19 protein-coding genes are annotated in these 21,090 nt (G+C 72.1%); 10 read left to right on the top strand and 9 right to left on the bottom strand.

Annotated elements, in window-relative coordinates:
• Positions 1–9: 9 nt before the first annotated feature.
• Both miaA and HHX37_RS19890 read right to left on the bottom strand, forming a co-directional pair.
• Positions 10–921 carry a tRNA (adenosine(37)-N6)-dimethylallyltransferase MiaA gene (gene miaA, locus HHX37_RS19895; protein ID WP_182886355.1) on the bottom strand — a complete coding sequence of 304 codons (912 nt, stop codon included), beginning with the start codon at positions 919–921 and terminating at the stop codon, positions 10–12.
• 28 nt (positions 922–949) lie between these two features.
• Positions 950–1,483 carry a methylated-DNA--[protein]-cysteine S-methyltransferase gene (locus tag HHX37_RS19890; protein ID WP_117409343.1) on the bottom strand — a complete coding sequence of 178 codons (534 nt, stop codon included), beginning with the start codon at positions 1,481–1,483 and terminating at the stop codon, positions 950–952.
• 59 nt (positions 1,484–1,542) lie between these two features.
• On the opposite strand from HHX37_RS19890, the gene HHX37_RS19885 reads away from it, so the two are divergent.
• Positions 1,543–2,250 carry a class III extradiol dioxygenase subunit B-like domain-containing protein gene (locus HHX37_RS19885; RefSeq protein WP_182886354.1) on the top strand — a complete coding sequence of 236 codons (708 nt, stop codon included), beginning with the start codon at positions 1,543–1,545 and terminating at the stop codon, positions 2,248–2,250.
• A 4-nt stretch (positions 2,251–2,254) separates the two neighbouring features.
• Here HHX37_RS19885 and HHX37_RS19880 read toward each other — a convergent pair whose 3' ends face one another.
• Together HHX37_RS19880 and miaB are read right to left on the bottom strand one after the other, a co-directional pair.
• Positions 2,255–3,193 (bottom strand): ribonuclease Z, encoded by a 939-nt coding sequence (locus HHX37_RS19880; protein WP_182879346.1) that lies wholly within the window; start codon positions 3,191–3,193, stop codon positions 2,255–2,257.
• A gap of 1,265 nt (positions 3,194–4,458) precedes the next feature.
• On the bottom strand, positions 4,459–5,994 hold the full coding sequence (gene miaB, locus HHX37_RS19875; protein ID WP_182874777.1) for a tRNA (N6-isopentenyl adenosine(37)-C2)-methylthiotransferase MiaB: 1,536 nt from the start codon (positions 5,992–5,994) through the stop codon (positions 4,459–4,461).
• Positions 5,995–6,205: 211 nt separating this feature from the next.
• Here miaB and HHX37_RS19870 point away from each other — a divergent pair, with 211 nt between their 5' ends.
• From HHX37_RS19870 to HHX37_RS19860, 3 genes are all read left to right on the top strand, one after another.
• Positions 6,206–7,621 carry a sensor histidine kinase gene (locus HHX37_RS19870; protein ID WP_182886353.1) on the top strand — a complete coding sequence of 472 codons (1,416 nt, stop codon included), beginning with the start codon at positions 6,206–6,208 and terminating at the stop codon, positions 7,619–7,621.
• A 199-nt stretch (positions 7,622–7,820) separates the two neighbouring features.
• The gene (locus HHX37_RS37810; protein WP_182886352.1) at positions 7,821–9,986 is read left to right on the top strand and encodes a sensor histidine kinase; all 2,166 of its coding nucleotides are present in this window, start codon (positions 7,821–7,823) and stop codon (positions 9,984–9,986) included.
• Positions 9,958–10,596: a response regulator transcription factor gene (locus HHX37_RS19860; RefSeq protein ID WP_117409349.1), complete on the top strand. Its 639-nt coding sequence runs from the start codon at positions 9,958–9,960 to the stop codon at positions 10,594–10,596. Before HHX37_RS37810 ends, HHX37_RS19860 begins: the two co-directional genes overlap by 29 nt.
• Before the next feature lie 34 nt (positions 10,597–10,630).
• Here the strand turns inward: HHX37_RS19860 and HHX37_RS19855 are convergent, their stop codons facing one another.
• Positions 10,631–11,275, bottom strand: a complete 645-nt coding sequence (locus HHX37_RS19855; RefSeq protein WP_182879350.1) for a hypothetical protein — start codon at positions 11,273–11,275, stop codon at positions 10,631–10,633.
• A 175-nt stretch (positions 11,276–11,450) separates the two neighbouring features.
• Here HHX37_RS19855 and HHX37_RS19850 point away from each other — a divergent pair, with 175 nt between their 5' ends.
• The 5 genes from HHX37_RS19850 to HHX37_RS19830 all read left to right on the top strand — a co-directional run bounded on the left by HHX37_RS19850 (position 11,451) and on the right by HHX37_RS19830 (position 15,473).
• Complete coding sequence (locus HHX37_RS19850) at positions 11,451–12,206, top strand: amino acid ABC transporter ATP-binding protein (protein WP_182879351.1); 756 nt, start codon at positions 11,451–11,453, stop codon at positions 12,204–12,206.
• Positions 12,207–12,244: 38 nt separating this feature from the next.
• Positions 12,245–13,084, top strand: a complete 840-nt coding sequence (locus tag HHX37_RS19845; protein WP_117409366.1) for a glutamate ABC transporter substrate-binding protein — start codon at positions 12,245–12,247, stop codon at positions 13,082–13,084.
• A 33-nt stretch (positions 13,085–13,117) separates the two neighbouring features.
• Positions 13,118–13,786, top strand: a complete 669-nt coding sequence (locus HHX37_RS19840; protein ID WP_117409352.1) for an amino acid ABC transporter permease — start codon at positions 13,118–13,120, stop codon at positions 13,784–13,786.
• Positions 13,783–14,658 (top strand): amino acid ABC transporter permease, encoded by an 876-nt coding sequence (locus HHX37_RS19835; RefSeq protein ID WP_182879352.1) that lies wholly within the window; start codon positions 13,783–13,785, stop codon positions 14,656–14,658. Before HHX37_RS19840 ends, HHX37_RS19835 begins: the two co-directional genes overlap by 4 nt.
• Positions 14,659–14,735: 77 nt before the next feature.
• Positions 14,736–15,473: a transporter substrate-binding domain-containing protein gene (locus HHX37_RS19830; protein WP_182886351.1), complete on the top strand. Its 738-nt coding sequence runs from the start codon at positions 14,736–14,738 to the stop codon at positions 15,471–15,473.
• Positions 15,474–15,502: 29 nt separating this feature from the next.
• Here the strand turns inward: HHX37_RS19830 and HHX37_RS19825 are convergent, their stop codons facing one another.
• The 4 genes from HHX37_RS19825 to recA all read right to left on the bottom strand — a co-directional run bounded on the left by HHX37_RS19825 (position 15,503) and on the right by recA (position 20,446).
• Positions 15,503–16,183 (bottom strand): DUF305 domain-containing protein, encoded by a 681-nt coding sequence (locus HHX37_RS19825; protein ID WP_182886350.1) that lies wholly within the window; start codon positions 16,181–16,183, stop codon positions 15,503–15,505.
• A 144-nt stretch (positions 16,184–16,327) separates the two neighbouring features.
• Positions 16,328–17,953 (bottom strand): ribonuclease Y, encoded by a 1,626-nt coding sequence (gene rny / locus HHX37_RS19820; protein ID WP_182886349.1) that lies wholly within the window; start codon positions 17,951–17,953, stop codon positions 16,328–16,330.
• Between the two features lie 289 nt (positions 17,954–18,242).
• The gene (locus HHX37_RS38245; RefSeq protein WP_182886348.1) at positions 18,243–19,304 is read right to left on the bottom strand and encodes a regulatory protein RecX; all 1,062 of its coding nucleotides are present in this window, start codon (positions 19,302–19,304) and stop codon (positions 18,243–18,245) included.
• Between the two features lie 8 nt (positions 19,305–19,312).
• Positions 19,313–20,446: a recombinase RecA gene (gene recA, locus HHX37_RS19810; RefSeq protein ID WP_182874788.1), complete on the bottom strand. Its 1,134-nt coding sequence runs from the start codon at positions 20,444–20,446 to the stop codon at positions 19,313–19,315.
• 330 nt (positions 20,447–20,776) lie between these two features.
• On the opposite strand from recA, the gene HHX37_RS19805 reads away from it, so the two are divergent.
• The gene (locus HHX37_RS19805; RefSeq protein WP_182879357.1) at positions 20,777–21,052 is read left to right on the top strand and encodes a hypothetical protein; all 276 of its coding nucleotides are present in this window, start codon (positions 20,777–20,779) and stop codon (positions 21,050–21,052) included.
• Positions 21,053–21,090: the final 38 nt, after the last annotated feature.

Raw genomic sequence — 21,090 nt, 5'->3', positions numbered from 1 at the left:
GCGGTGAGTCTACGAGGCTCCGGTGATCGCGCCGATCGCGCGGTCGGCCAGGCCGGGCGCGTCGAACGGCAGCCAGACCACCCGCGGGTCCCGCCGGAACCACGACTCCTGCCGCCGGGCGAACCTGCGAGTGGCGCGCACCGTCTCCGCCCGCGCCTGCTCCTCGGTCCACTCCCCGGCGAGGTACCGCAGCACCTGCGCGTATCCGAGCGCCCGCCCGGCCGTCCTGCCCTCCGCCAGGCCGCGCCCGGCGAGCTCGCGCACCTCGTCCACCAGCCCGGCCTCCCACATGCGGGTGACCCGGAGCTCGATCCGCTCGTCCAGGACCGGCCGCGGCACCTCGACGCCTATCTGCACGCTGTCGTAGACCGCGTCGTACGACGGCATGGTCGCGGAGAACGGCCGCCCGGACAGCTCGATGACCTCCAGCGCGCGGACGATCCTGCGGCCGTTGCTCGGCAGGATCTTCTCGGCGGCCACCGGATCGAGGCTCTTCAGCCGGTCGTAGAGGGGCGCCGGGCCGGTCTCGGCGAGTTCCTTCTCCAGCCGGTCCCGCGCGTCCGGGTCCGTGCCGGGAAACTCCAGGTCGTCGAGGACGGCCCGCACGTAGAGCCCCGACCCGCCGGCCAGGACGGGCACCCTGCCGCGCGAGCGCAGGTCCTCGACCAGCGGCCGGGCGAGCCGCTGGTATTCGGCCACGCTGGCCGTCCGGGTCACCGGCCAGATGTCCAGCAGATGGTGCGGCACCCCACGCCGTTCCTGGAGCGACAGCTTCGCGGTGCCGATGTCCATGCCCTCGTAGAGCTGCATGGAGTCGGTGTTGATCACTTCGCCGCCCAGGCGGAGCGCGAGCTCGACGGCCAGGTCGGACTTGCCCGCCGCGGTGGCGCCCACGACGGCGATCACAGGTAGCTGCCCCACACCCTCCAGTGTCCCAGGAACGGGGAGGTCACAGGTCCCAGTCGAGGGTGGGCGGCAGATGGCCTTCGAGGGTCAGCAGCCACCGCTTGGACTCCACGCCGTCGCCGCCGCTGAACCCGCCGAGGCCGTTGCTCGCCACGACCCGGTGACACGGCACGATGATCGGGATCGCGTTGCCGCCCATGATCGAGCCGATGGCCCGGGCCGGCACCCCCGTGCCGCTGCGCGCCGCCAGTTCGCCGTACGTCACCACCTCGCCGTACGGGACGGTGGCGTGCAGCGTGCCGAGGACCTGCCGCTGGAGGGGCGACATGAGCCGCCAGTCGACCGGGGCCCGGAACTCCTTCAGCTCGCCCCGGAAGTACGCCGCCAGTTCCTCGCGGACGGCGGCCGTACGGGCCGGGTCGTCGGCGGCCGGCATGCCGAGGCGGGCGGAGATGCGCGCCCTCACCCTGCCGCCGTCCCGGAAGTGCGTGGCGGCGACCCCGTCCGCGGTGACGGCGGCGAGCACGTCGCCCAGCCGGGTCGGGACGGTGGCGAACGCGACCGTGCTGCTGTCCATACGTCCATTCTGCCCATACGTCCAATCTGTGGGGCAGGCGAGCCGGGTAGGGTGATCGGGTGCTGGTCGCCGCGGCCGTCTGCCCGCATCCTCCGCTGCTCGTCCCGCAGGTCGCCGGGGCCGCCGCGGCCGAACTCGACCGGTTGCGCGCCGCCTGCGCCGAGGCGGTCCGGTCCCTCGTCGAAGCCGGTCCGGACGTGCTCGTGGTGATCGGCGGCGACGGCTCCCCGGCGTCCTTTCCCGGCGACGCCGCCGGGTCGCTGCGCCCCTGGGGGCCCGACGTCAGGGTCGGCCCGGCGGGCGGGGAACCGGTGCTGCCGCTGTCGCTCACGATCGGCCGCTGGCTGCTGGAACACTCTGCCGGCGCTCCCGAGGGGCGGTTGCCGCTGCGGTTCGAGGCGGTCGCCGCCGACGCGCCGACGGCCGAGTGCGCCGCGCTGGGCCGCCGCCTGGCCGGCTCGGCGGGACGGGTCGCGCTGCTGGTCATGGGCGACGGCTCGGCCCGGCGCGTGGAGAAGTCGCCCGGCTACGTGCATCCGGACGCCGTGCCGTACGACGACCTGCTCGCTGCGGCGCTCGGGTCCGGCGACTCCGGCGCGCTCCTGGCGCTGGACCCGGCCCGGGCCGCGGAGTTGTGGGTGGCCGGCCGGGCCGCCTTCCAGGTCCTGGCCGGTGCGGCGCACGGCGCGCCGCCGCCCGCCGCCGAACTGCTGCGCGAGGACGCGCCGTACGGCGTGGGCTACTTCGTGGCCCGCTGGCTCTGGTGAGCGGTCAGCCGCCCGCCTCGGCGCTCCGCCTGGGCACCGGCACCCGCATGAGGTCGCGGGCCGTGACCACCTCGCCCGAGTAGGTCTTGCGCACCTCGTCCACGAACCTGGGCTCGTCGGCCGTCGTGTACCGCTCGGAGAAGTGGGTGAGCACCAGGCGGCGCACCCCGCCCGCCGCCGCGATCCGCCCGGCCTGCTCCGCCGTCAGGTGCCCGTACTGCGCGGCCATCGCGCTCTCGCCGGACAGGAACGTCGACTCGATCACCAGCAGGTCGACGCCCTCGGCCAGGGCGAACGCGCCGTCGCAGAGGCGGGTGTCCATCACGAAGGCGGCGCTCTGGCCCGGCCGGGGCGCGCTGCAGTCCTCCAGCGTGACCACCGACCCGTCGGGGAGGGCCAGCGAGCCGCGCCGCTGAAGCTCTCCGATCATCGGCCCGCGCACGCCGCGCCTGGCCAGCTCGCCGGGGATCATGCGCCGCCCGCCCGGCTCGTCCACGCGGTAGCCGTACGACTGGACGGGGTGCGACAGCGGGCGCGCGGTCAGCGTCACCGGCCCCGACGGCCACCGCGTCAGGTCGCCGGAGACCGGCCGGGGAGTGATCACGTCCGTGTCCGCGAAGGCCGACGCGTTGCGCAGCCTGCGCCAGTACGTCTCGCCGCTCGCGGGGTAGGCCGCCCGCACCTCGTGGGCCACCTTGTCCCTGGCGATCCGCTGGACGACGCCGGGCACCCCCAGGCAGTGGTCTCCGTGGAAGTGGGTGACGCAGATCCAGGTGACGTCGTGGGCGCTCACCCCGGCGTGCAGCATCTGCCGCTGCGTGCCCTCTCCCGGGTCGAACAGGAACCCCTCGCCGTCCCAGCGCAGCAGGTAGCCGTTGTGGTTGCGGTGGCGCGTGGGCACGGCGCTGGAGGTGCCGAGGACGACGAGTTCACGTACGGACACACCGCCGATGCTAGGTCGTGTCTGGCAAGTCATGCCCTGCTGCGCGTGGCCCAGGCGGCGGGCGGCATTTGTCAGACACTCGCTAGGCCGGGACCAGGCCCCCCGGAGGACACCCCCGGAGATCGTTCCGGAGGGCGAAGTGCGCCGCCAGAGCCCGCCGCATATCTTGGATATTTGCCGAATTGCGCTGGAAATGGCGCATCTGGAGTTCCCGGAAATCGGGGGAACCGGCGCTGAATTCCGTACGGCGTGGGCAGACTGAGGAGTCGAAACCGACACACCGCCACATGAAAGAAAACGACCTTGCCGGAAAACTCCCCCACCCCACGGCATCGGCGTGGCGGTAACACCGTTCTCGCTCTGACGGGCGCGATCGGTGTGACCGCGATCGCCGGACTCGGCGTCGTCCTGGCCGTCCTGCCCGGTCAGGACCCGGTGGCGTCCTCCGCCGCCCGTTCGGCCGCCGCAGGCCAGCGCTTCGGACGAGAAGGGCCTCTCGGCTCCGCGGCACCGGGCCTCCCCGCCGCCGGCCCTTTCTTCTCGCAGTCCTGGAATACGCCGTCATCCGTATCCGCGGACGTCTCATCGGATGCCACCTCGGAGCGGCCGGAAACGGCCTCGGAAAGCGCGCCGGGAGTTTCCGGCGAAGCCGCGGAAGAAGAGGGAGGCGGGGCGACCGGAGACAGCACGGCGGAGCGACAGCCGGAGGCGGCTGAGCGGCGACTGCTGCCCCTACTGCCCCCTGGCCACGAGACCGGTTCGCCGGGATCGTTCGGGCGGGTCGTCCGGGCGGACGGCCCCTCCGGCCCGCCTCTGTCCGCCGCACGTCCCGGCGGAAGCGGCTCCAGCGGCACGGCGGGCCGTACGGGGACGAGAGACCAGGAGCGGCGGCGATCCGCGCGGACCGCTTCGCCCGGAAGCGCGAAGCCGGTCACGCACAAGCCGGTCGCCCCGGGCTCCACCGGCCGGGATACCGCCGCTCGTGGCTCTGGCGCGGGCGACGCGACGCTCCGGAACCCGGCGACCGGAGCCGCCACACCCGCCGGGAACGCGGCGGGCCGGGACACGGGCACGGGGACCTCTGCGGCGTCCCGAGCCGAGGCGGCCGGCGTGGCGCGCACCCGGATCCAGGACCCCTGCCTGCGGTTCCACGATCTGCGACGCGCCTACTGCTACGAGGTCCTGCGCCGCCTCTCCCGATGACCGCGTGCGGCCCGCCCATGCGGGCCGCCCTCGCGGATCAGATCGACCCGGTCGGTCGTGGTTCAGACGGCCGAGCAGGCGGACGGCTGCGCGGGCAGCGGAGCCGGGCGGCCGATGGTCGGCATGCCCAGACTGACCGCGCCGCCCTGCGGCGGCGCCGCCTGCCGGGCCTCCCAGGCGTCGCCCGCGCGGGTCCGCCGTACCGACAGCACCTTGTCGGCGACCAGGTGGTGCGGCGCGGCGTAGGTCACCTCGACGGTGACCATGTCGCCGGGGCGCGCGTCGACGGCGGCACCGGTGGCGGCATCGGTGGCGGCGAGGTGGACGAGACGGTTGTCGGCCGCACGGCCGGACAGGCGGTGCGTGGCGTCGTCCTTGCGGCCCTCGCCCTCGGCGACCAGCACTTCGAGGGTGCGCCCGACCTGTGTCCTGTTCTCCGCCCAGGAGATCTCCTCCTGGAGCGCCACCAGGCGTTCGTACCTCTCCTGCACGACGGCCTTGGGCACCTGGTCCTCCATCGTCGCGGCGGGGGTGCCGGGGCGGATGGAGTACTGGAACGTGAAGGCGTTGGCGAAGCGCGACTGCCGCACGACGTCGAGGGTCTGCTGGAAGTCCTCCTCGGTCTCGCCGGGGAAGCCCACGATGATGTCGGTCGAGATCGCGGCGTCCGGCATCGCGGCGCGCACCCGCTCGATGATCCCGAGGTAGCGCTCGGACCGGTACGACCGGCGCATGGCCTTGAGGACCCGGTCGGAGCCGGACTGCAGCGGCATGTGCAGCTGGTGCATCACGTTGGGCGTCTCGGCCATCGCGGCGATCACGTCGTCGGTGAAGGCGGCCGGATGCGGCGAGGTGAAGCGGACCCGCTCCAGACCCTCGACGTCCCCGCAGGCCCGCAGCAGCTTGCCGAACGCCAGCCGGTCGCCGAACTCCACGCCGTAGGTGTTGACGTTCTGCCCCAGCAGCGTGATCTCCAGGACGCCCTGGTCCACGAGGGTCCGCACCTCGTTGAGGACGTCGCCGGGACGGCGGTCCCTCTCCTTGCCTCGCAACGACGGCACGATGCAGAACGTGCAGGTGTTGTTGCACCCGACCGAGATCGCCACCCAGGCCGCGTACGCCGACTCACGGCGGCTCGGCAGCGTGGAGGGGAACGTCTCCAGCGACTCCCTGATCTCGACCTGGGCCTCTTCGGCGATCCGGGCCCGCTCCAGCAGCACCGGCAGCGAGCCGATGTTGTGGGTGCCGAAGACGACGTCCACCCAGGGGGCGCGGCGGACGATCTCGCCCTGGTCCTTCTGCGCCAGGCACCCGCCGACCGCGATCTGCATGCCCTCGCGGGCCATCTTGATCGGCCGCAGGTGCCCCAGGTTGCCGTAGAGCCGGTTGTCGGCGTTCTCGCGTACGGCGCAGGTGTTGAACACCACGACGTCCGGCGTCTGCCCCTCGGCGGCCCGGACGTATCCCGCGTCCTCCAGCAGCCCGGAGAGCCGCTCGGAGTCGTGCACGTTCATCTGGCAGCCGTAGGTCCGCACCTCGTAGGTCCGGGTCGCGCCCTCGGCGTCCGGTGTGGTCGCAGTCTGTGTGGTCGCACTCATCGCACTACAAGGGTAGGCGCTTCCCCGCCCCCGCCGGACCCGAACATCGCGCGCTCGGGCGGGTGCGGACCCGCCTGACATGACCAGGGCTCGCATCCGCCATTACCCAGGCTTGTGAAAAGTGCAAATGTCCTTTTATTGAGTGATTCATGCCTGTGTGGTGCCCTTTTGTAGGCATAGACCACGCTTCCCACGGATTGGCCTTGACCCGATGTCGAACTGGAACCGATCATCCGTCCTCGTCCGCAGGACGGCCGGTTACTCCGCCGTCGCGGCACTGCTCTGCACCGGGGTCAGCGTGCTCTTCCTCGTCTTCGTGGGCGGCAAGGACGCCGACGCGGTCCGGGATCGCGTCACCGGGGCGTGGGACCGAGCGGTGCCCCTCATCAGGCAGGGGTACCTCCCCGCCGAGCTGCCGGCGGGCAGGGACCTCGCGATCCAGGTCCTGGACGCCCGGCACCAGGTCGTCTCGTCGACGCCGCAGCTCGCGGGCAGGCCCCCGATGGCCACCTTCCACGCGACCAGCGCGAGCGTGCACGCCGAACGGGTGCTGTGCCCTCCGGCCGGGCTGAAGGGCTGCATGACCGTCTTCTCGTTCAAGGTCTACCAGCCGGACGGGCCCTGGCTCCTCTACGTGGCGGTGCCCACGGTCCCCTGGTACGGGAGCACCGAGGCGCTCTCCTTCGCGATCGGCATGTCCCTGCTGACGACCGCGATCACGGCCGCCGGGACGTTCTACGTCGCCAGGAGGGACATGAGCGCGGTGGACGCCATCCGCACGGAACTCGCGGAGATCACCGCCACCCATCTCCACCGCCGGGTTCCTGTGGCGCACAACCACCAGGAGGAGATCAAGCTCCTGGCCGGAACGGTGAACGACACCCTGGACCGGCTCGAAGGCGCCTACAAGCAACTGCGGCAGTTCACCTCGGACGCCTCTCACGACCTGCGCAGCCCTCTCACGGCCATGCGGGCCCAACTCGAAGAGGCCCTCATGCATCCGCACGACATCGACTGGCCGAAGACGGCCACGGCGGTGCTCGCCGGAGTGGACCGGCTTCAGGCGATCGTGACCGACCTGCTGACCCTGGCCAGGCTGGACGCCCGCGCCCCCCTCGACCTCCGTCCGACCGACCTCGGCCGGCTGGTCCACGGCGAACTGGAGCGCCGCACCTACCGAGTGGAGATCGTGAGGGACCTTCAGCGGAACGTCTTCGTCGACTGCGACCGGCTGCGGGTCACCCGGCTCCTGGTGAACCTGCTCGACAACGCCGCACGGCACGCCGCCTCGCAGATCACCGTCAGCGTGCGGGCCGACGGGCCGGCGGCGACGCTGGAGGTCCTCGACGACGGCGCCGGAATCGCACCGGAGGACCGGGAGAGGGTCTTCGACCGCTTCACCCGGCTGGAGGCCTCACGCCACCGGGACTCAGGGGGGACCGGGCTGGGACTGGCGATCGCACGGGAGATCGCGGAAGCGCATCAGGGCACCTTGACCATCCAGGACAGCGAACGGGGAGCCCGGTTCGTCCTGCACCTCCCCGTCCGGGAAGCGCCACAGGTCGCCGGCCGAAGCGAGCATCACGCCGGCCACGCCGATTTTCGCAATCTCCCGGTCCCGCGATGAGCCGGACGGCGACGCCGTCCGGCAACGGCTTCCGGCGTCGTAGGACGTCCTGGGACAATGTCCTATTCGTCCGGGCATATCGGTCGCTAGCCTGAGCCAAATCCAGTGGTCGCGCCGGAGGCGCGCGGAGGCGGGGCGTGCGCCGGAGGCGCGCGAAGGAGGCGGGGCGTGCGCCGGAGGCGCGCGAAGGAGGCGGGCGGTGCGGCGTACGGCGTGGGCGGTCTGCGCGCTGAGCCTGCTCCTGGTCGCCGCGGCCCTGGTGCTGGGCCACCGGAACGGCGCCGGGCTGTTCCCCCAGAACCACCTCCTCTCCGTCGCCGTCTGCGCGGTGGTCGGCGGCCTGATCGCCGCCGCCCGTCCGGGCAACGCCGTCGGATGGCTCATGGCGGCCTGCGGGCTGTGCTTCGCGCTGCTGGACGCGACCGGGCACTACGCGCTGGCCGGGCTGCCGCTCGCGGGCCCGATGGCCTGGCCGCAGACGTGGCTGTGGGTCCCCGCCAACCTGTCGGTCGCCGCCGTGCCGGCGTTCTTCCCGTCGGGACGGCCGTCGTCGCCCGGGTGGCGGGCGGCCCTGTGGGTGCTCGCCGCGGTCGCCGCCGTGATGACCGCGGTCAGCGCCCTCCTGCCCGGCCCGAGCCACCAGATCGGCTGGGGCACGCCGCTGCCCAACCCCCTCGCGGTGCCCGCGCTCGCCGCCGTCGCCCCGTTCGTCGAGCCGCTGACGACCGCGCTCATGGGCGCGCTGTTCCTCGCGGGCGCGGGCGATCTCGTCCGGCGGGCCCGGCGCGGCGACGCCGGCGAACGGGCCCAGCTCAAGTGGCTCGCGTACGCCGCCGGGCTCGCCGGGCTGATCGTCGCGGGCCGGTTGGCCGCGGGGCTCACCGACGGCGACCCGCGCTCCATCTGGCCCGTCACCAGCGCGTTCTGGGAGGTCATGGGGACGTTCGCGGCCTGCCTGCTGCCGGCCGCCGCCGCGGTCGCGGTGCTGCGGCACGGCCTGTTCGACATCGACCTCGTGATCAACCGCACGCTCGTCTACGTGCTGCTGTCGGCGTGTGTCTTCGGCGGCTACGTGCTCGTGGTCACCTATCTCGGCGCGGTGTTCCGCGCGGCCGGCGGGCTGCCGGTCTCGGTGGCCGCCGCCGGGGTGGTCGCCGTCGTCTTCGCACCGCTGCGCGAGCGGCTGCAACGCGCCGTCAACCTCGTGATGTACGGCAGGCGGGACGATCCGTACGCGGCGCTGGCCCTGCTGGGCAGGCGTCTGGAGGAGGCGGCGGAGCCGGGTGCGGTGCTCGCCGCGGCGGCCCGGTCGGTGGCGGAGGCGCTGCGCCTGCCGCACGTCGCGGTCGAGGTCGCCGGCGGGCCGACCCACGCCTACGGCGTGCCCTCCCCCGGCACCGTACGGCTGCCGCTCGCGCACCGGGGCGAGCCGGTGGGCGACCTGGTCCTCTCTCCGCGCCCGGGCGAGAGCGGGCTCGGCGGGAGGGACCGCCGGGTCCTCGCCGACCTCGCCCGGCAGACCGGGATCGCCGTGCACGCCGTGCGGCTGTCGGCCGACCTGCAGCGCTCACGCGAACGGCTCGTGGCGGCGCGTGAGGAGGAACGGCGACGGCTGCGGCGCGACCTGCACGACGGCCTCGGGCCGACCCTGGCCGCGCTGACCATGCGGGCGGAGGCCGTGCAGGACATGGTGGACGATCCGGACGCCCTGGCGATGCTCGAAGAGATCATGACGGACGCCCGCACGGCGATGGCCGACGTACGGACGCTGGTGGAGGGACTGCGGCCGCCGGCCCTCGACACGCTGGGCCTGGCCGGGGCGATCAGGTCGCACGCGGCCCGGCTGCCCGGCGCCGAGGTCGGCGTCGAGATCGACGGGACCCTCCCGGCGCTGCCCGCCGCCGTGGAGGTGGCGGCGTACCGGATCGCGGCCGAGGCGCTGGCGAACGCGCGCCGCCACGCCGGGGCCGGGCGGGTGCGCGTACGGCTCGGCATGGCGGGCGGGGACCGCCCGGGCGTGCTCGAAGTGGAGGTGGCCGACGAGGGCGGTGAGCCGCACGCGGTGGACGCCGGCGACCCGGCGTCCGCCCGGTCCGGGGTCGGCACGGCGTCGATGCGCGAGCGGGCGGCCGAGTTGGGCGGCACCTGCGACATCGGCCCGCGGCCCGGGGGCGGGACGCGGGTGCTGGCCCGCCTCCCGGTCCAGAACGTCACTCGTGACACCACCCCCGGCACGGCGCGGGACACGGCCGGAAACACGACCCGGGACATCGCGTCGGACACGGCGCGGGACACGATGCCGGACACGGTCCGGGAGTCGGGATGGGAGGCGGGCGATGGAGCCGATCCGCGTGCTGCTGGTTGACGACCACGCGGCCTTCCGGGCGGGGCTCCGCGCGCTCCTGCGGCCGGTGGAGGAGACGGAGGTCGCCGACGAGGCGGCCAGCGGCGAGCAGGCCCTCGCCCTCCTTCCCCGCGTGCAGCCCGACGTCGTGCTGATGGACCTCGCCATGCCCGGCATGGGCGGGGTGGCCGCGACCGAGCGGATCACCAGGGACCACCCGCACGTGCGGGTCCTCGTGCTCAGCATGGCGGACGACGACGACGCGGTCTTCGCGGCGGTGCGCGCGGGCGCGCGCGGGTACGTGCTCAAGGGCGCGCGGCGGGCCGAGCTCGTACGGGCGATCCGGGCCGTGGCCGAGGGCGAGGCGATCTTCGGCCCCGCCCTCGCCGGACGGCTCATGGGCTACTTCTCCGGCCTCGGCAGGACGCCCGAGCCCAGCTTCCCCGAGCTCACCCCGCGTGAGCGGGAGATCCTGGGCCTGGTCGCCGGCCACCTGACGAACGTCCAGATCGCGGCCCGGCTCGGGCTGAGCCAGAAGACCGTCCGCAACCACGTGTCCAGCGTCTTCGCGAAGCTGCGCGTGGCCGACCGGGCCGAGGCGATCATGCGGGCCAGGGAGTCGGGCCTCTGACGGGCTCTCCGGAGCGCCCCTTGGAGGCGGGCGCTCAGGCGGCCCGCCAGTCCTCGACGGGCATGCGCAGGACCTTCAGGGCGACCGTGCCGAAGGCGGCGAGGTGGAACAGGGACCCGATGGCCTGGACGGCCGGCGGCTGCCCGAGCGTGAGGAACGGCCCGCAGATCCCCACGAGCGCCGCCACCGGGACCCACCACGGCGCGCGCCGCACCGCCGCCAGGCCCGTCAGGAGCACCAGCAGGCCCACGTGGGTGAGGAAGCCCGGCAGGAGGACGCCGTACACGAAGCCGCCGAGCGCGCCCGCCACCTCGGTCACCCGGGCGGCCGGGGCGTCCGGAAGGCTGAGCGCCAGCGCCAGGTCGTAGAAGTCGGTCATGAACAGGCAGGCGGCGGTGACCGCGCCGGTCAGGCCGACCGCCGCGCCGATGTTGCCGGTGCGCGGCGCGCGGTGGCGCAGCAGATGGGCGAGCCCGAGGACCACCGGGACCAGGCAGACGGTCGCCCACTGGAACAGCAGCGCGCTGGTCTGCACCTGTACGGGGCTCGCGCGGAACACGGCGGGGTCGTGCTCGGTGCCCGGCGGCGAGGTCACGAAGGCCAGGCCGAGCAGGACGGGCCACACCAGCATGGCCGCCGCCGCGACGGTCTTCCTGAACAGATCCGGATTTTTCAGCATCTGCGCTCCTATGCGACAAGAGGATCGGCAGGAGCCAACCGGGACCGTGTCCCGGGCCGCATGGGGCGGACCGTCCGGACAAACCGGGAGTGATGTCCTGAGCAGCCGGGATGTGATCTATTCGGTACCGGCCCGTTAGTGACGGCGCGACGTTGACGCCCCTACGTTGTTGACCATGACGGAGATCAGTGGTTCCGATCCGCTTGTCAGGCTGGAGGGAGTCAACAAGCACTTCGGTCCCCTGCACGTGCTCAAGGACATCGACCTGAGCGTGGCCCGGGGCGAGGTGGTCGTCGTCATCGGCCCGTCCGGCAGCGGCAAGTCCACGCTGTGCCGGGTGCTCAACCGGCTGGAGACCATCGACTCCGGAAGCATCGTGTTCGACGGGCGGGAACTGCCCGCGGAGGGCAGGGCGCTGGCCCGGCTGCGCTCCGAGGTCGGGATGGTGTTCCAGTCCTTCAACCTCTTCGCCCACAAGACGATCCTGGAGAACGTCACGCTCGGCCCGACCAGGGTGCGGAAGATCCCCCGGCAGCAGGCCGAGCAGCGGGGCATGGAACTGCTCGAACGGGTCGGCATCGCCTCGCAGGCGGCGAAGTATCCCGCCCAGTTGTCCGGCGGCCAGCAGCAGCGGACGGCCATCGCCCGCGCGCTGGCCATGGACCCCAAGATGATTCTTTTCGACGAGCCCACCTCGGCCCTCGACCCGGAGATGGTCCAGGAGGTGCTCGACGTGATGGTCGGCCTGGCCAGGGACGGCATGACGATGATGGTCGTCACCCACGAGATGGGCTTCGCCCGCCGGGCGGCCAACCGCATCGTGTTCATGGCCGACGGCCAGATCGTCGAGGAGGGGTCGCCCTCGGAGTTCTTCACCAAGCCGAGCACCGAGCGCGCCCGCGACTTCCTCTCCAAGATCCTCACGCACTGATCCCAGCTCACGACATGCTCCACAAGAAGCGAAAGGTGATGCGGATGCGATTCGCAGCCGGCTTGCTCGCGCTCGCCGCCCTGGCCACCGGCCTGACGGCCTGCGGCGGTTCGGGGGCGAGCTCGATCGTCGACAAGGCGAAGGACGACAAGAAGCTCGTGATCGGCGTCAAGATCGACCAGCCGGGCTGGGGACTGAAGAAGCCCGACGGCGGCTACGCCGGGTTCGACGTCGACGTGGCGAAGTACGTCGCCAAGGAGCTCGGCGTGCCGGAGAGCGGCATCACGTTCAAGGAGGCCCAGTCGGCCAACCGCGAGCCGTTCATCCAGCAGGGCCAGGTCGACATGGTCATCGCGACCTACTCGATCACCGACGAGCGGAAGAAGAAGATCTCCTTCGCCGGGCCGTACCTCGTCACCGGGCAGGACATCCTCGTCCGCGCCGACGACACCTCGATCACCGGGGTCGAGTCGCTCAAGGACAAGAAGGTCTGCGGCGCGCAGGGATCGTCGTCGCCGAAGCGGCTCGCGGAGAAGTTCGGCCCCGACTGGGAGTCCAAGAACCTCACCCAGCAGCAGGGCTACGGCGCCTGCCTGCCGCTGCTGGAGAACAAGCAGGTCGACGCCATCTCCACCGACGCCACGATCCTCGCCGGGTTCGCCGCCCAGTTCCCCGGCAAGTTCAAGCTGATCGGCCAGCCGTTCAGCGAGGAGAGGTACGGCATCGGCCTCAAGCTGGACGACAAGGCCGGCCGCGACGCGATCAACAACGCCATCGAGAAGTTCTTCAAGGACGGAAGCTGGCGCAAGGCGATCGACACGAACCTCGGCGAGTTCGGCAAGTACTTCACGACGCCGCCGTCCGTCGACCGGTACTAGGACACCGACAGCGGCACTGGAAGGAGGCCGGCGGTGGAGGCCGTGGTCGACGAGCTTCCCGTCATCCTCGGCGCGTTCTGGCTGACGGTGAAGCTCACGGTGGTCAGCGGGCTGATCTCGCTGGTCTGGGGGATCGCGCTGGCCGCCATGCGGGTGAGCCCGCTGCCGGTGCTGCGAGGGGCGGGCGCGCTGTACGTCAACGTGCTGCGCAACACGCCCCTCACACTGATCATCGTGTTCTGCGGCCTCGGCCTGGGCACGGTGATGGACGTCCAGTTCTCCGACGACCTGTCGCTCAACAGCTTCTGGCTGTCGATCATCGGGTTGTCGGCGTACACCTCCGCCTTCGTCTGCGAGGTCGTGCGGGCCGGGATCAACACCGTGCCCCTCGGCCAGGCGGAGGCGGCCCGCGCGATCGGCCTGACGTTCCTGCAGACGCTCCGCCTGGTGATCCTCCCCCAGGCGGTGCGCACGGTCATCGCGCCCCTCGGGAGCCTGCTGAACGCGCTGGTCAAGAACACGACGGTCGCCGCGGCGATCGGCGTCATGGAGGCCGCGCTGCGGATGAAGAACCTGTTCGACGCCCACGGAGACGCGATCATTCCCATCTTCCTCGGCTTCGCCGCCGGGTTCGTCGTGCTGACCCTCCCCCTGAACCTGCTGTCCGGCCGGCTGGCGCGGCGCCTGGCGGTGGTCCGATGACCGAGCGCGGCGCCACCGTCCTCTACGACGTCCCGGGCCCGCGCGCCCGCCTGCGCAACAACGCGCTCACCCTCGGGTTCGGCGTCGTCCTGCTGCTGGTCGCGTACTTCGTCTGGACGAAGTTCGACGAGAAGGGCCAGTGGAAGGGCGAGCTGTGGCAGCCGTTCCTCCGGGCCGACACCTGGACCGAGCTGATCCTGCCCGGACTGCTGAACACGCTGGTCGCCGCCGCGCTCGCCGCGGTGCTCGCGCTGCTGTTCGGAGCCGTGTTCGGCATCGCCCGCCTGTCGGACCACCGTTGGGTGCGGATCCCGGCCGCGGTGGTCGTCGAGGCCTTCCGCGCGGTCCCGGTGCTCATGCTGATCTTCTTCGCGCAGTACGGCGGGAGCCTGGCCGGGCTGGTCGTGACCGAGTTCACGGCCGTGGTCTTCGGTCTCACGGTCTACAACGGGTCGGTCCTGGCCGAGATCGTCCGTGCGGGCATCCTGGCGGTGCCGCGCGGCCAGGCCGAGGCGGGCTACGCGATCGGCCTGCGCAAGAACCAGGTGATGCGGCTGATCCTGCTGCCGCAGGCGGTCACCGCGATGATGCCCGCCATCGTGAGCCAGCTCGTGGTGCTGCTCAAGGACACCGCGCTCGGGTTCGTCGTGGCGTACGCCGACCTGCTCAACGCGGGCGCCCGCGTCGTGCCGGCCAACTACGCCAACCTGATCCCGTCGGTCATCGTCATCGCGGCGGTCTACATCGCGATCAACCTGGCGCTCGGCTATCTCGCCGCCTGGCTGGAACGGCGCAGCCGGCGCAGCAGGAAGGTCACGGCCGATCCGGCCGCCGCCGAACAGGCGGGCGGCGAGGTCGCCTTCGTCCGCTGAGCCCGCGCTCCCGGGTCAAGGGAGTTTTGCCGTGTCGCTGCTGGCGGCGGCGCGTACGCGACCTCGATATTGAGCGCGTGTGGCGTGGCCTCGCCGTGATCGGCGTCCTGGCAGCCGGATGCCTCGCGGGGTGCGGGGGCGACGGCAGGCTGGTGATCGGCGTGCGCCCGGGGCAGCCGGGGCTGGTCACCCGGATGCCCGACGGGCACTTCGGCGGCTTCGACGTCGAGGTCGCGCACTACGTGGCCCGGGCCCTGGGCTACCGCGACGACCAGATCGTCTACACGGCCGGCACGGCAGACGCGGACCTCGTCGTCGGTGTCACCGGCCCGGCGGGCTCCCGGCCGATCGCCGGACCGTACCTCGTCACCAGCACCGACGTCCTCGTCCGGGCCGACGATCTGTCGATCAGACGGCCCCGCGACCTGGCCCGCAAGCGGGTCTGCGCCACCCGGGAGTCCGCCGCGCCGCTCGTGGCGAGGTTCGGCGACCGCTGGCGGCGGTTCTTCCTCGCCGAGGCGAACCTGCCCGCCGCCTGCGCGCCGCTGCTCGCCCGTGGCGGCACCGACGCCATCGTGGCCGACGCGCCCGTGCTCGCCGGGCTGTCGGCGCGGTATCCCGGGAGGTTCCGGTTCAGCGGCAGGCCGCTGTCCACCGAGAAGTACGGCATCGCCACCAGCACGGCCGCCCTGCGCGACCAGGTGAACGACGCGCTGCGCCGGATGTTCGAGGACGGCAGCTGGAACCGGGCCGTCATCGACCAGCTCGGCGTCCTCGCCACCCGCTACACCGCGCCCCCGTCCCTGGACCGGTGACGGTGCGATCGGCGGCCGTACGCCGCCGGCTATCCCTTCAGCTGCGCGAGGAGGGTGCGCATGCGGTCGACCTCGATGCGCTGGTCCCCGTCGACGTGGGTGACGAACTGGTTGATCTCCGATTCGCCGCCTCCCCCGTCGCCGAAGAGCCGCTCGACCATCGTCAGCGCGCCCATGTGATGCTGGATCATGTCCTCGTAGAAGAGCCGGTCGAACCGCGCCCCCTTGGCCTGCTCCAGCTCGGCGAACTGCGCGTCGGTGAGCATGCCCGGCATGGGCTCCCCGCCGCCGTGGTCGTGCCCGGCGCCGGAGCCCACGCTGGGCACCTGCTGGAGCCGGGCCCTGAGCCAGCGCACCATCTGGTCGATCTCGTCCTGCTGAGAGATCTCGATCCGCTTCGCGAACCGGGGAAGGTCCTTGCTCTCGCTACGGCCGGCGACGAGCGCGGTCATGCGCAGGGCCTGGGAGTGATGCCGGATCATCCCCTGCATGAACCGCACGTCGGCGTCGGTGTACTCCTGGCCCTCGGAGCGCGGCACCTCGCCGGCCGGCAGGACCTTGCTGCCCTGGCCCGGCGCGCCCGGCTGCACGATGTTCACCGCGGGAGTCCGGGAGGCACTGGGGGCCTCCGTCTCCGCCGTACAGGCGCTGATCGCGGTGGCCGCCAGCGCGAGCACGAGGAGCCCCCGGTACGGGGTGGAGGAGATCATGACCGTACGCTCGCTTGCTTCGGGAGGCTGGGGGAACACCGGCGAAACCGGAGGATACGTAGGGGTATAGCACACTCGCCCCATATCCGGTTAGTGCCCACCAAAGGCCGCGCCGACGGTGCTTCCCCGCCGCGGCGGCCGGGGTTATCGGGCGAACTCGGTGGCGCGGGACTCGCGGACCACGGTGATGCGGATCTGACCCGGGTAGGTCAGCTCCTCCTCGACCTGCTTGGCGACGTCCCGGGCGATCACCTGCGCCTGGATGTCGTCGACGTTGTCGGGCCGGACCATGACGCGGATCTCCCGGCCCGCCTGCATGGCGAACACCTTGTCCACTCCGTCGTACGACTGGGCGATCTCCTCCAGGCGCTCCAGCCGCTTCACGTACGCCTCAAGGGACTCGCGCCGGGCGCCCGGGCGGCTGCCGCTGATCGCGTCGGCGGCCTGGGTGAGGACGGCCTCGACGGTCCTGACCTCCACCTCGTTGTGGTGCGCCTCGATGGCGTGGACGACGTCCTCGTGCTCGCCGTACCGGCGGGCGATCTCCGCGCCGATCATCGCGTGGCTGCCCTCGACCTCGTGCGTGAGCGCCTTGCCGATGTCGTGCAGGAGAGCGCACCGCTTGACGAGGTCGCGGTCGAGCCGCAGCTCGGCGGCCATGATCCCGGCGATGTGCGCCGACTCGATCAGGTGCTTGAGCACGTTCTGGCCGTAGGAGGTGCGGTAGCGCAACTGCCCGAGCAGGGTGACCAGCTCGGGGTGCATCTCGGTGATGCCCAGCTCGACCAGGGCGTCCTCCCCCGCGCGTACGCACAGGTCCCGCACCTCGGCCTTGCTGCGCTCGTGGGCCTCCTCGATGCGCTGGGGATGGATGCGCCCGTCGAGCACGAGCTTCTCCAACGTCAGCCTGGCCGTTTCCCGGCGAACCGGGTCGAAGCACGACAGAAGCACCGCTTCGGGTGTGTCGTCGATGATCAGATTGACGCCGGTGGTGGACTCGAAGGCCCGGATGTTGCGGCCCTCGCGGCCGATGATGCGGCCCTTCATCTCGTCGCCGGGGAGGTGGAGGACGCTCACGACCGACTCGGCCGTCTGCTCGGTGGCGACCCGCTGCACGGCGAGGGTCACAATCTTGCAGGCGCGCTTCTCGCCCTCCTTGCGGGCGTCGCTCTCGATCTCCCGGACGATCAGGGCCGCTTCCCGCTTGGCCTGGTTCTCGATCTCCTTGACCAGCTCGGCCTTGGCCTGGTCGGCCGTCAGGCCCGCGACCCGCTCCAGGATCTCCTTGCGCCGCTCGGCCACCCGCTCCAGGTCCTCGCGGCGGTCGGCCAGCTCCGTCTCGGTCTCGGCCAGCTTGCGGGCCCGCTCGGCCTGCCTGCGCGCCTCCTCGTCGAGCCGCTGCTCACGCTCGGCCAGCCGGTTCTCCCGCCGCTCCAGGTCGGAGCGCAGCTCCTTGAGCTCGGTCTTGAGGAGGCGCGCCTCCTCCTCGACCTCCTTGCGCGTGAGCGCCGCGCTCTCGGCGAGCGACTCGGACTTCTGGAGGATCTCCCCCGCGTCCCGCTCCGCCTTCGTACGGATCTCCTCGGCCTCCCGCCGGGCCCGTTCGAGCTCCTCGTTGACCTCGGCCTTGACCTCGGCGAGCTGCTCGGGTGAGGGACCGGACGGCGCGGCGACTCCGGCGGTGCGGCGTACGACTATGAAAAGGGCGGCGATCATCACGAGAGCCAGCAGCACCACCGCAACCGCAAGAACGATCACGATCGTGTCCATGCGCGCTCACCCCTATCGCCTCACGACAACCTCATGGCAGGGGTCACACGCGCGCAGCATGGCAGAGCCCGGTGGCGTCACCAGGACAAATATCGTCACATCGCCCGGACACCCCGAAGGGTGGCCGATATGGCCCGAAGGCCGGCCAAAGTCCTCGTCCGTCGTGGTTCACCGTTATGGCAATCCGCGCTGCGCGGAGTAACTCCTCACTGCGGTCGAGATTAAGCGTCAGAGAGGTAACGAGCAAGCAAAGATGCCCTGTCAAGCGACTTTTGCATGGTGCTATAGCTCACTCGAAGCTGTCGGGAAGCCCATCGGAGGGTATGCCCTCGGCCTCGATCGCCTCTCGGACGATGCGGAACGCCAGGCCGGGTGAGTAGCCCTTGCGGGCCAGCATGCCGACCAGCCGCCGCATGCGCGCCTGCGGCTCCACCCCGCGCGTACCGGCCAGTTTGCGTTCCACCAGCCTGCGCGCGGTCTCGGTCTCCTCGTCGGGATCGAGCCGCTCCAGGGCGTCCTCGACCGTCTCCTCGGCGACGCCGCGCCGCCGCAGTTCCTGCGCCAGCGCGCGCCGGGCCAGGCCGCGTCCGGCGTGCCGGGAGGTCACCCACGCGGCGGCGAACGCCTCGTCGTCGATGAGCCCGACCTCGGAGAACCGCTCCAGCACGGCGTTCGCCGCCTCCTCGGGCACGTCCCGCTTGCGCAGGGCGTCCGCGAGCTGGGCCCGGGTCCTGGGCGCCATCGTCAGCAGCCGCAGGCAGATGGCCCTGGCCACCGCCTCGGGATCGGCCGGCGGCCCCTCGCTCGCCGCGCCGCCCTCCCGCGGCCCGTCCGGCAGCCACCCGCCGGACCGCTCACGCCGCTCGCCCCGCGCCCTCCGGCCTCGGCGAGTTCCCTGGCCTCCGCGCGCTTCTCGCCCTCCCAGCGCTTCCCGGTCCCCGGGCATTTGCCGATCCGGCGCTTCCGGGTCAGGCGCTTCCCAGGCTCCCTGATCTGCCCGTGCTTCCCAGCCTTCCGGCGCTCGCCGGTTCTCCCGCCTCCTGCCGCGCCCCTGACGGCGCCGCCCGGACCCGGCGGCCCGGCCGGCGCCGTCCCGCTCCGTGCCGTCCTGGTCCCAGAGGTCGAACCCACCAGAGCCGGCGGCGCCGTCAGCGTCGCCGGAGCTGTCAGTGCCGCCGGAGCCGTCCGGGGCTCGTCGTTCACGCCTGCGGATCTGCGCCCGCAGGGCGGCGATCGTCGCGGACGCGTCGTCGGCCGGACCGGCCGACTCCTCGACCGGCCCCCAGGGCCCCGAGTTCCAGTCCCGCGGCCCGAACTCGTCGTCCGGGCCGGAGGGCTCGTCGCGCCTCATGCCTGCGCTCAGACGTCACCCGGCTTGGGCGCGGCGGCCGCCTTGCTGCCCCGGCCCGACGCGGACGCGGACGCGGTCGCTCGGCCCGACGTGGCCGCGGGCGCGGCGGCGGCCGGAGCGGCGGGAGTCTCGTTCGGCGTGTCGAGCCGGGGCCCGACCCCCAGCTTCTCCTTGATCTTCTTCTCGATCTCGTTGGCGATGTCGGGGTTGTTCTTCAGGAAGTTGCGGGCGTTCTCCTTGCCCTGCCCGAGCTGGTCGCCCTCGTACGTGTACCAGGCGCCCGCCTTACGCACGAACCCGTGCTCGACGCCCATGTCGATCAGACCACCCTCGCGGGAGATGCCCATGCCGTAGAGGATGTCGAAGTCGGCCTGGCGGAACGGCGGGGCCATCTTGTTCTTGACGACCTTCACCCGGGTCCGGTTGCCGACCGGCTCGGTGCCGTCCTTGAGCGTCTCGATCCGGCGCACGTCCAGCCGCACCGACGCGTAGAACTTCAGCGCCTTGCCACCCGTGGTGGTCTCGGGGCTTCCGAACATCACGCCGATCTTCTCGCGGAGCTGGTTGATGAAGATGGCGGTCGTCCGGGTCTGGTTCAGGGCGCCGGCGATCTTGCGCAGCGCCTGCGACATGAGGCGGGCCTGGAGACCGACGTGGCTGTCGCCCATCTCGCCCTCGATCTCCGCCTTGGGCACGAGGGCCGCCACGGAGTCGATCACGATGATGTCGACGGCGCCGGAGCGGATCAGCATGTCGGCGATCTCGAGGGCCTGCTCACCGGTGTCCGGCTGGGAGACGAGCAGCGCGTCGACGTCGACCCCCAGCTTCTTCGCGTACTCGGGGTCGAGGGCGTGCTCGGCGTCGATGAAGGCGGCGATGCCGCCGCCCTTCTGGGCGTTGGCCACGGCGTGCAGGGCGACCGTCGTCTTACCGGAGGACTCCGGACCGTACACCTCCACGATCCGGCCCCGGGGGAAGCCGCCGATGCCGAGAGCCACGTCGAGAGCGATGGCGCCGGTGGGGATGACCTCGATCGGGGCACGCGCGTCGTCTCCGAGACGCATGACGCTGCCCTTGCCGAACTGCCGCTCGATTTGCGCGAGGGCGGTCTCAAGGGCCTTCTCGCGGTCGTTGATTGCCATTGGGTGCCCCCTGGAGGGTGGTCGTCTGCTCGGTCACCGAAAAGCTACGGGGTGCGACCGACATTTTCCTGAGCTTCCCGCACACCGCCCGGAGGGCGGGTACGGCGGTCCGCCGCGTCCGGGCGCCGCGCGCGGCGCGCACCCCGTGGGCGACCAGACCAATATAGCCGAACGACTGTTCGATCACATGAGGAACCGCCGCCGGTGTCGCGAAACCGGCCGGAGTTCCCGGCGGCGTTACATTCCCGGGCGTTACCCGTTCATGGTTGTCGTCCCGTTGACCTGCGACGATCCTTGTAACAAAGCTGGATCTCCCGCGAAGGGGGCCTCGTGACGGGCACCGGCGACTTTGGCAGGCAGCGCCTGGCCTACCTGGAGGCACTCGCCGCCCGGCTCCCCGGCTACGGCCTCGCCGCCCGGCTGATCGGCGGGGACACCCCCGTCCTCTCCGTCTGGCACCCGGAGACCGGCAGGCAGACGATCGTCTTCGCGATCCCCTCCGGGGAGGGCTGGACGTTCCTGTGGGCCCCGGGCGGACAGGAGAGCGCCGACGATCCCGGCCGTGCGGCCGAGACGATCCACTCGACGCTCACCCGGCCGCTCTGACCCGCCGGGACCTCGCCGGGATCCCGCCGGAAACCGCC

The sequence above is a fragment of the Microbispora sp. H10885 genome, from assembly GCF_014161415.1.
Taxonomy (GTDB): domain Bacteria; phylum Actinomycetota; class Actinomycetes; order Streptosporangiales; family Streptosporangiaceae; genus Microbispora; species Microbispora triticiradicis.
The sequence above is the reverse complement of the archived record's forward strand: the minus strand, read 5'-3'. Positions and strand labels throughout refer to the sequence as shown.

Coding starts and splice junctions, on each gene's coding strand:
- HHX37_RS19890 (WP_117409343.1), bottom strand. CDS start 1,483: ATGGACAGCAGCACGGTCGCGTTCGCCACCGTCCCGACCCGGCTGGGC.
- miaB (WP_182874777.1), bottom strand. CDS start 5,994: ATGAGTGCGACCACACAGACTGCGACCACACCGGACGCCGAGGGCGCG.
- HHX37_RS19870 (WP_182886353.1), top strand. CDS start 6,206: ATGTCGAACTGGAACCGATCATCCGTCCTCGTCCGCAGGACGGCCGGT.
- HHX37_RS19860 (WP_117409349.1), top strand. CDS start 9,958: ATGGAGCCGATCCGCGTGCTGCTGGTTGACGACCACGCGGCCTTCCGG.
- HHX37_RS19855 (WP_182879350.1), bottom strand. CDS start 11,275: ATGCTGAAAAATCCGGATCTGTTCAGGAAGACCGTCGCGGCGGCGGCC.
- HHX37_RS19850 (WP_182879351.1), top strand. CDS start 11,451: ATGACGGAGATCAGTGGTTCCGATCCGCTTGTCAGGCTGGAGGGAGTC.
- HHX37_RS19845 (WP_117409366.1), top strand. CDS start 12,245: ATGCGGATGCGATTCGCAGCCGGCTTGCTCGCGCTCGCCGCCCTGGCC.
- HHX37_RS19835 (WP_182879352.1), top strand. CDS start 13,783: ATGACCGAGCGCGGCGCCACCGTCCTCTACGACGTCCCGGGCCCGCGC.
- HHX37_RS19825 (WP_182886350.1), bottom strand. CDS start 16,183: ATGATCTCCTCCACCCCGTACCGGGGGCTCCTCGTGCTCGCGCTGGCG.
- rny (WP_182886349.1), bottom strand. CDS start 17,953: ATGGACACGATCGTGATCGTTCTTGCGGTTGCGGTGGTGCTGCTGGCT.
- HHX37_RS38245 (WP_182886348.1), bottom strand. CDS start 19,304: ATGAGGCGCGACGAGCCCTCCGGCCCGGACGACGAGTTCGGGCCGCGG.
- recA (WP_182874788.1), bottom strand. CDS start 20,446: ATGGCAATCAACGACCGCGAGAAGGCCCTTGAGACCGCCCTCGCGCAA.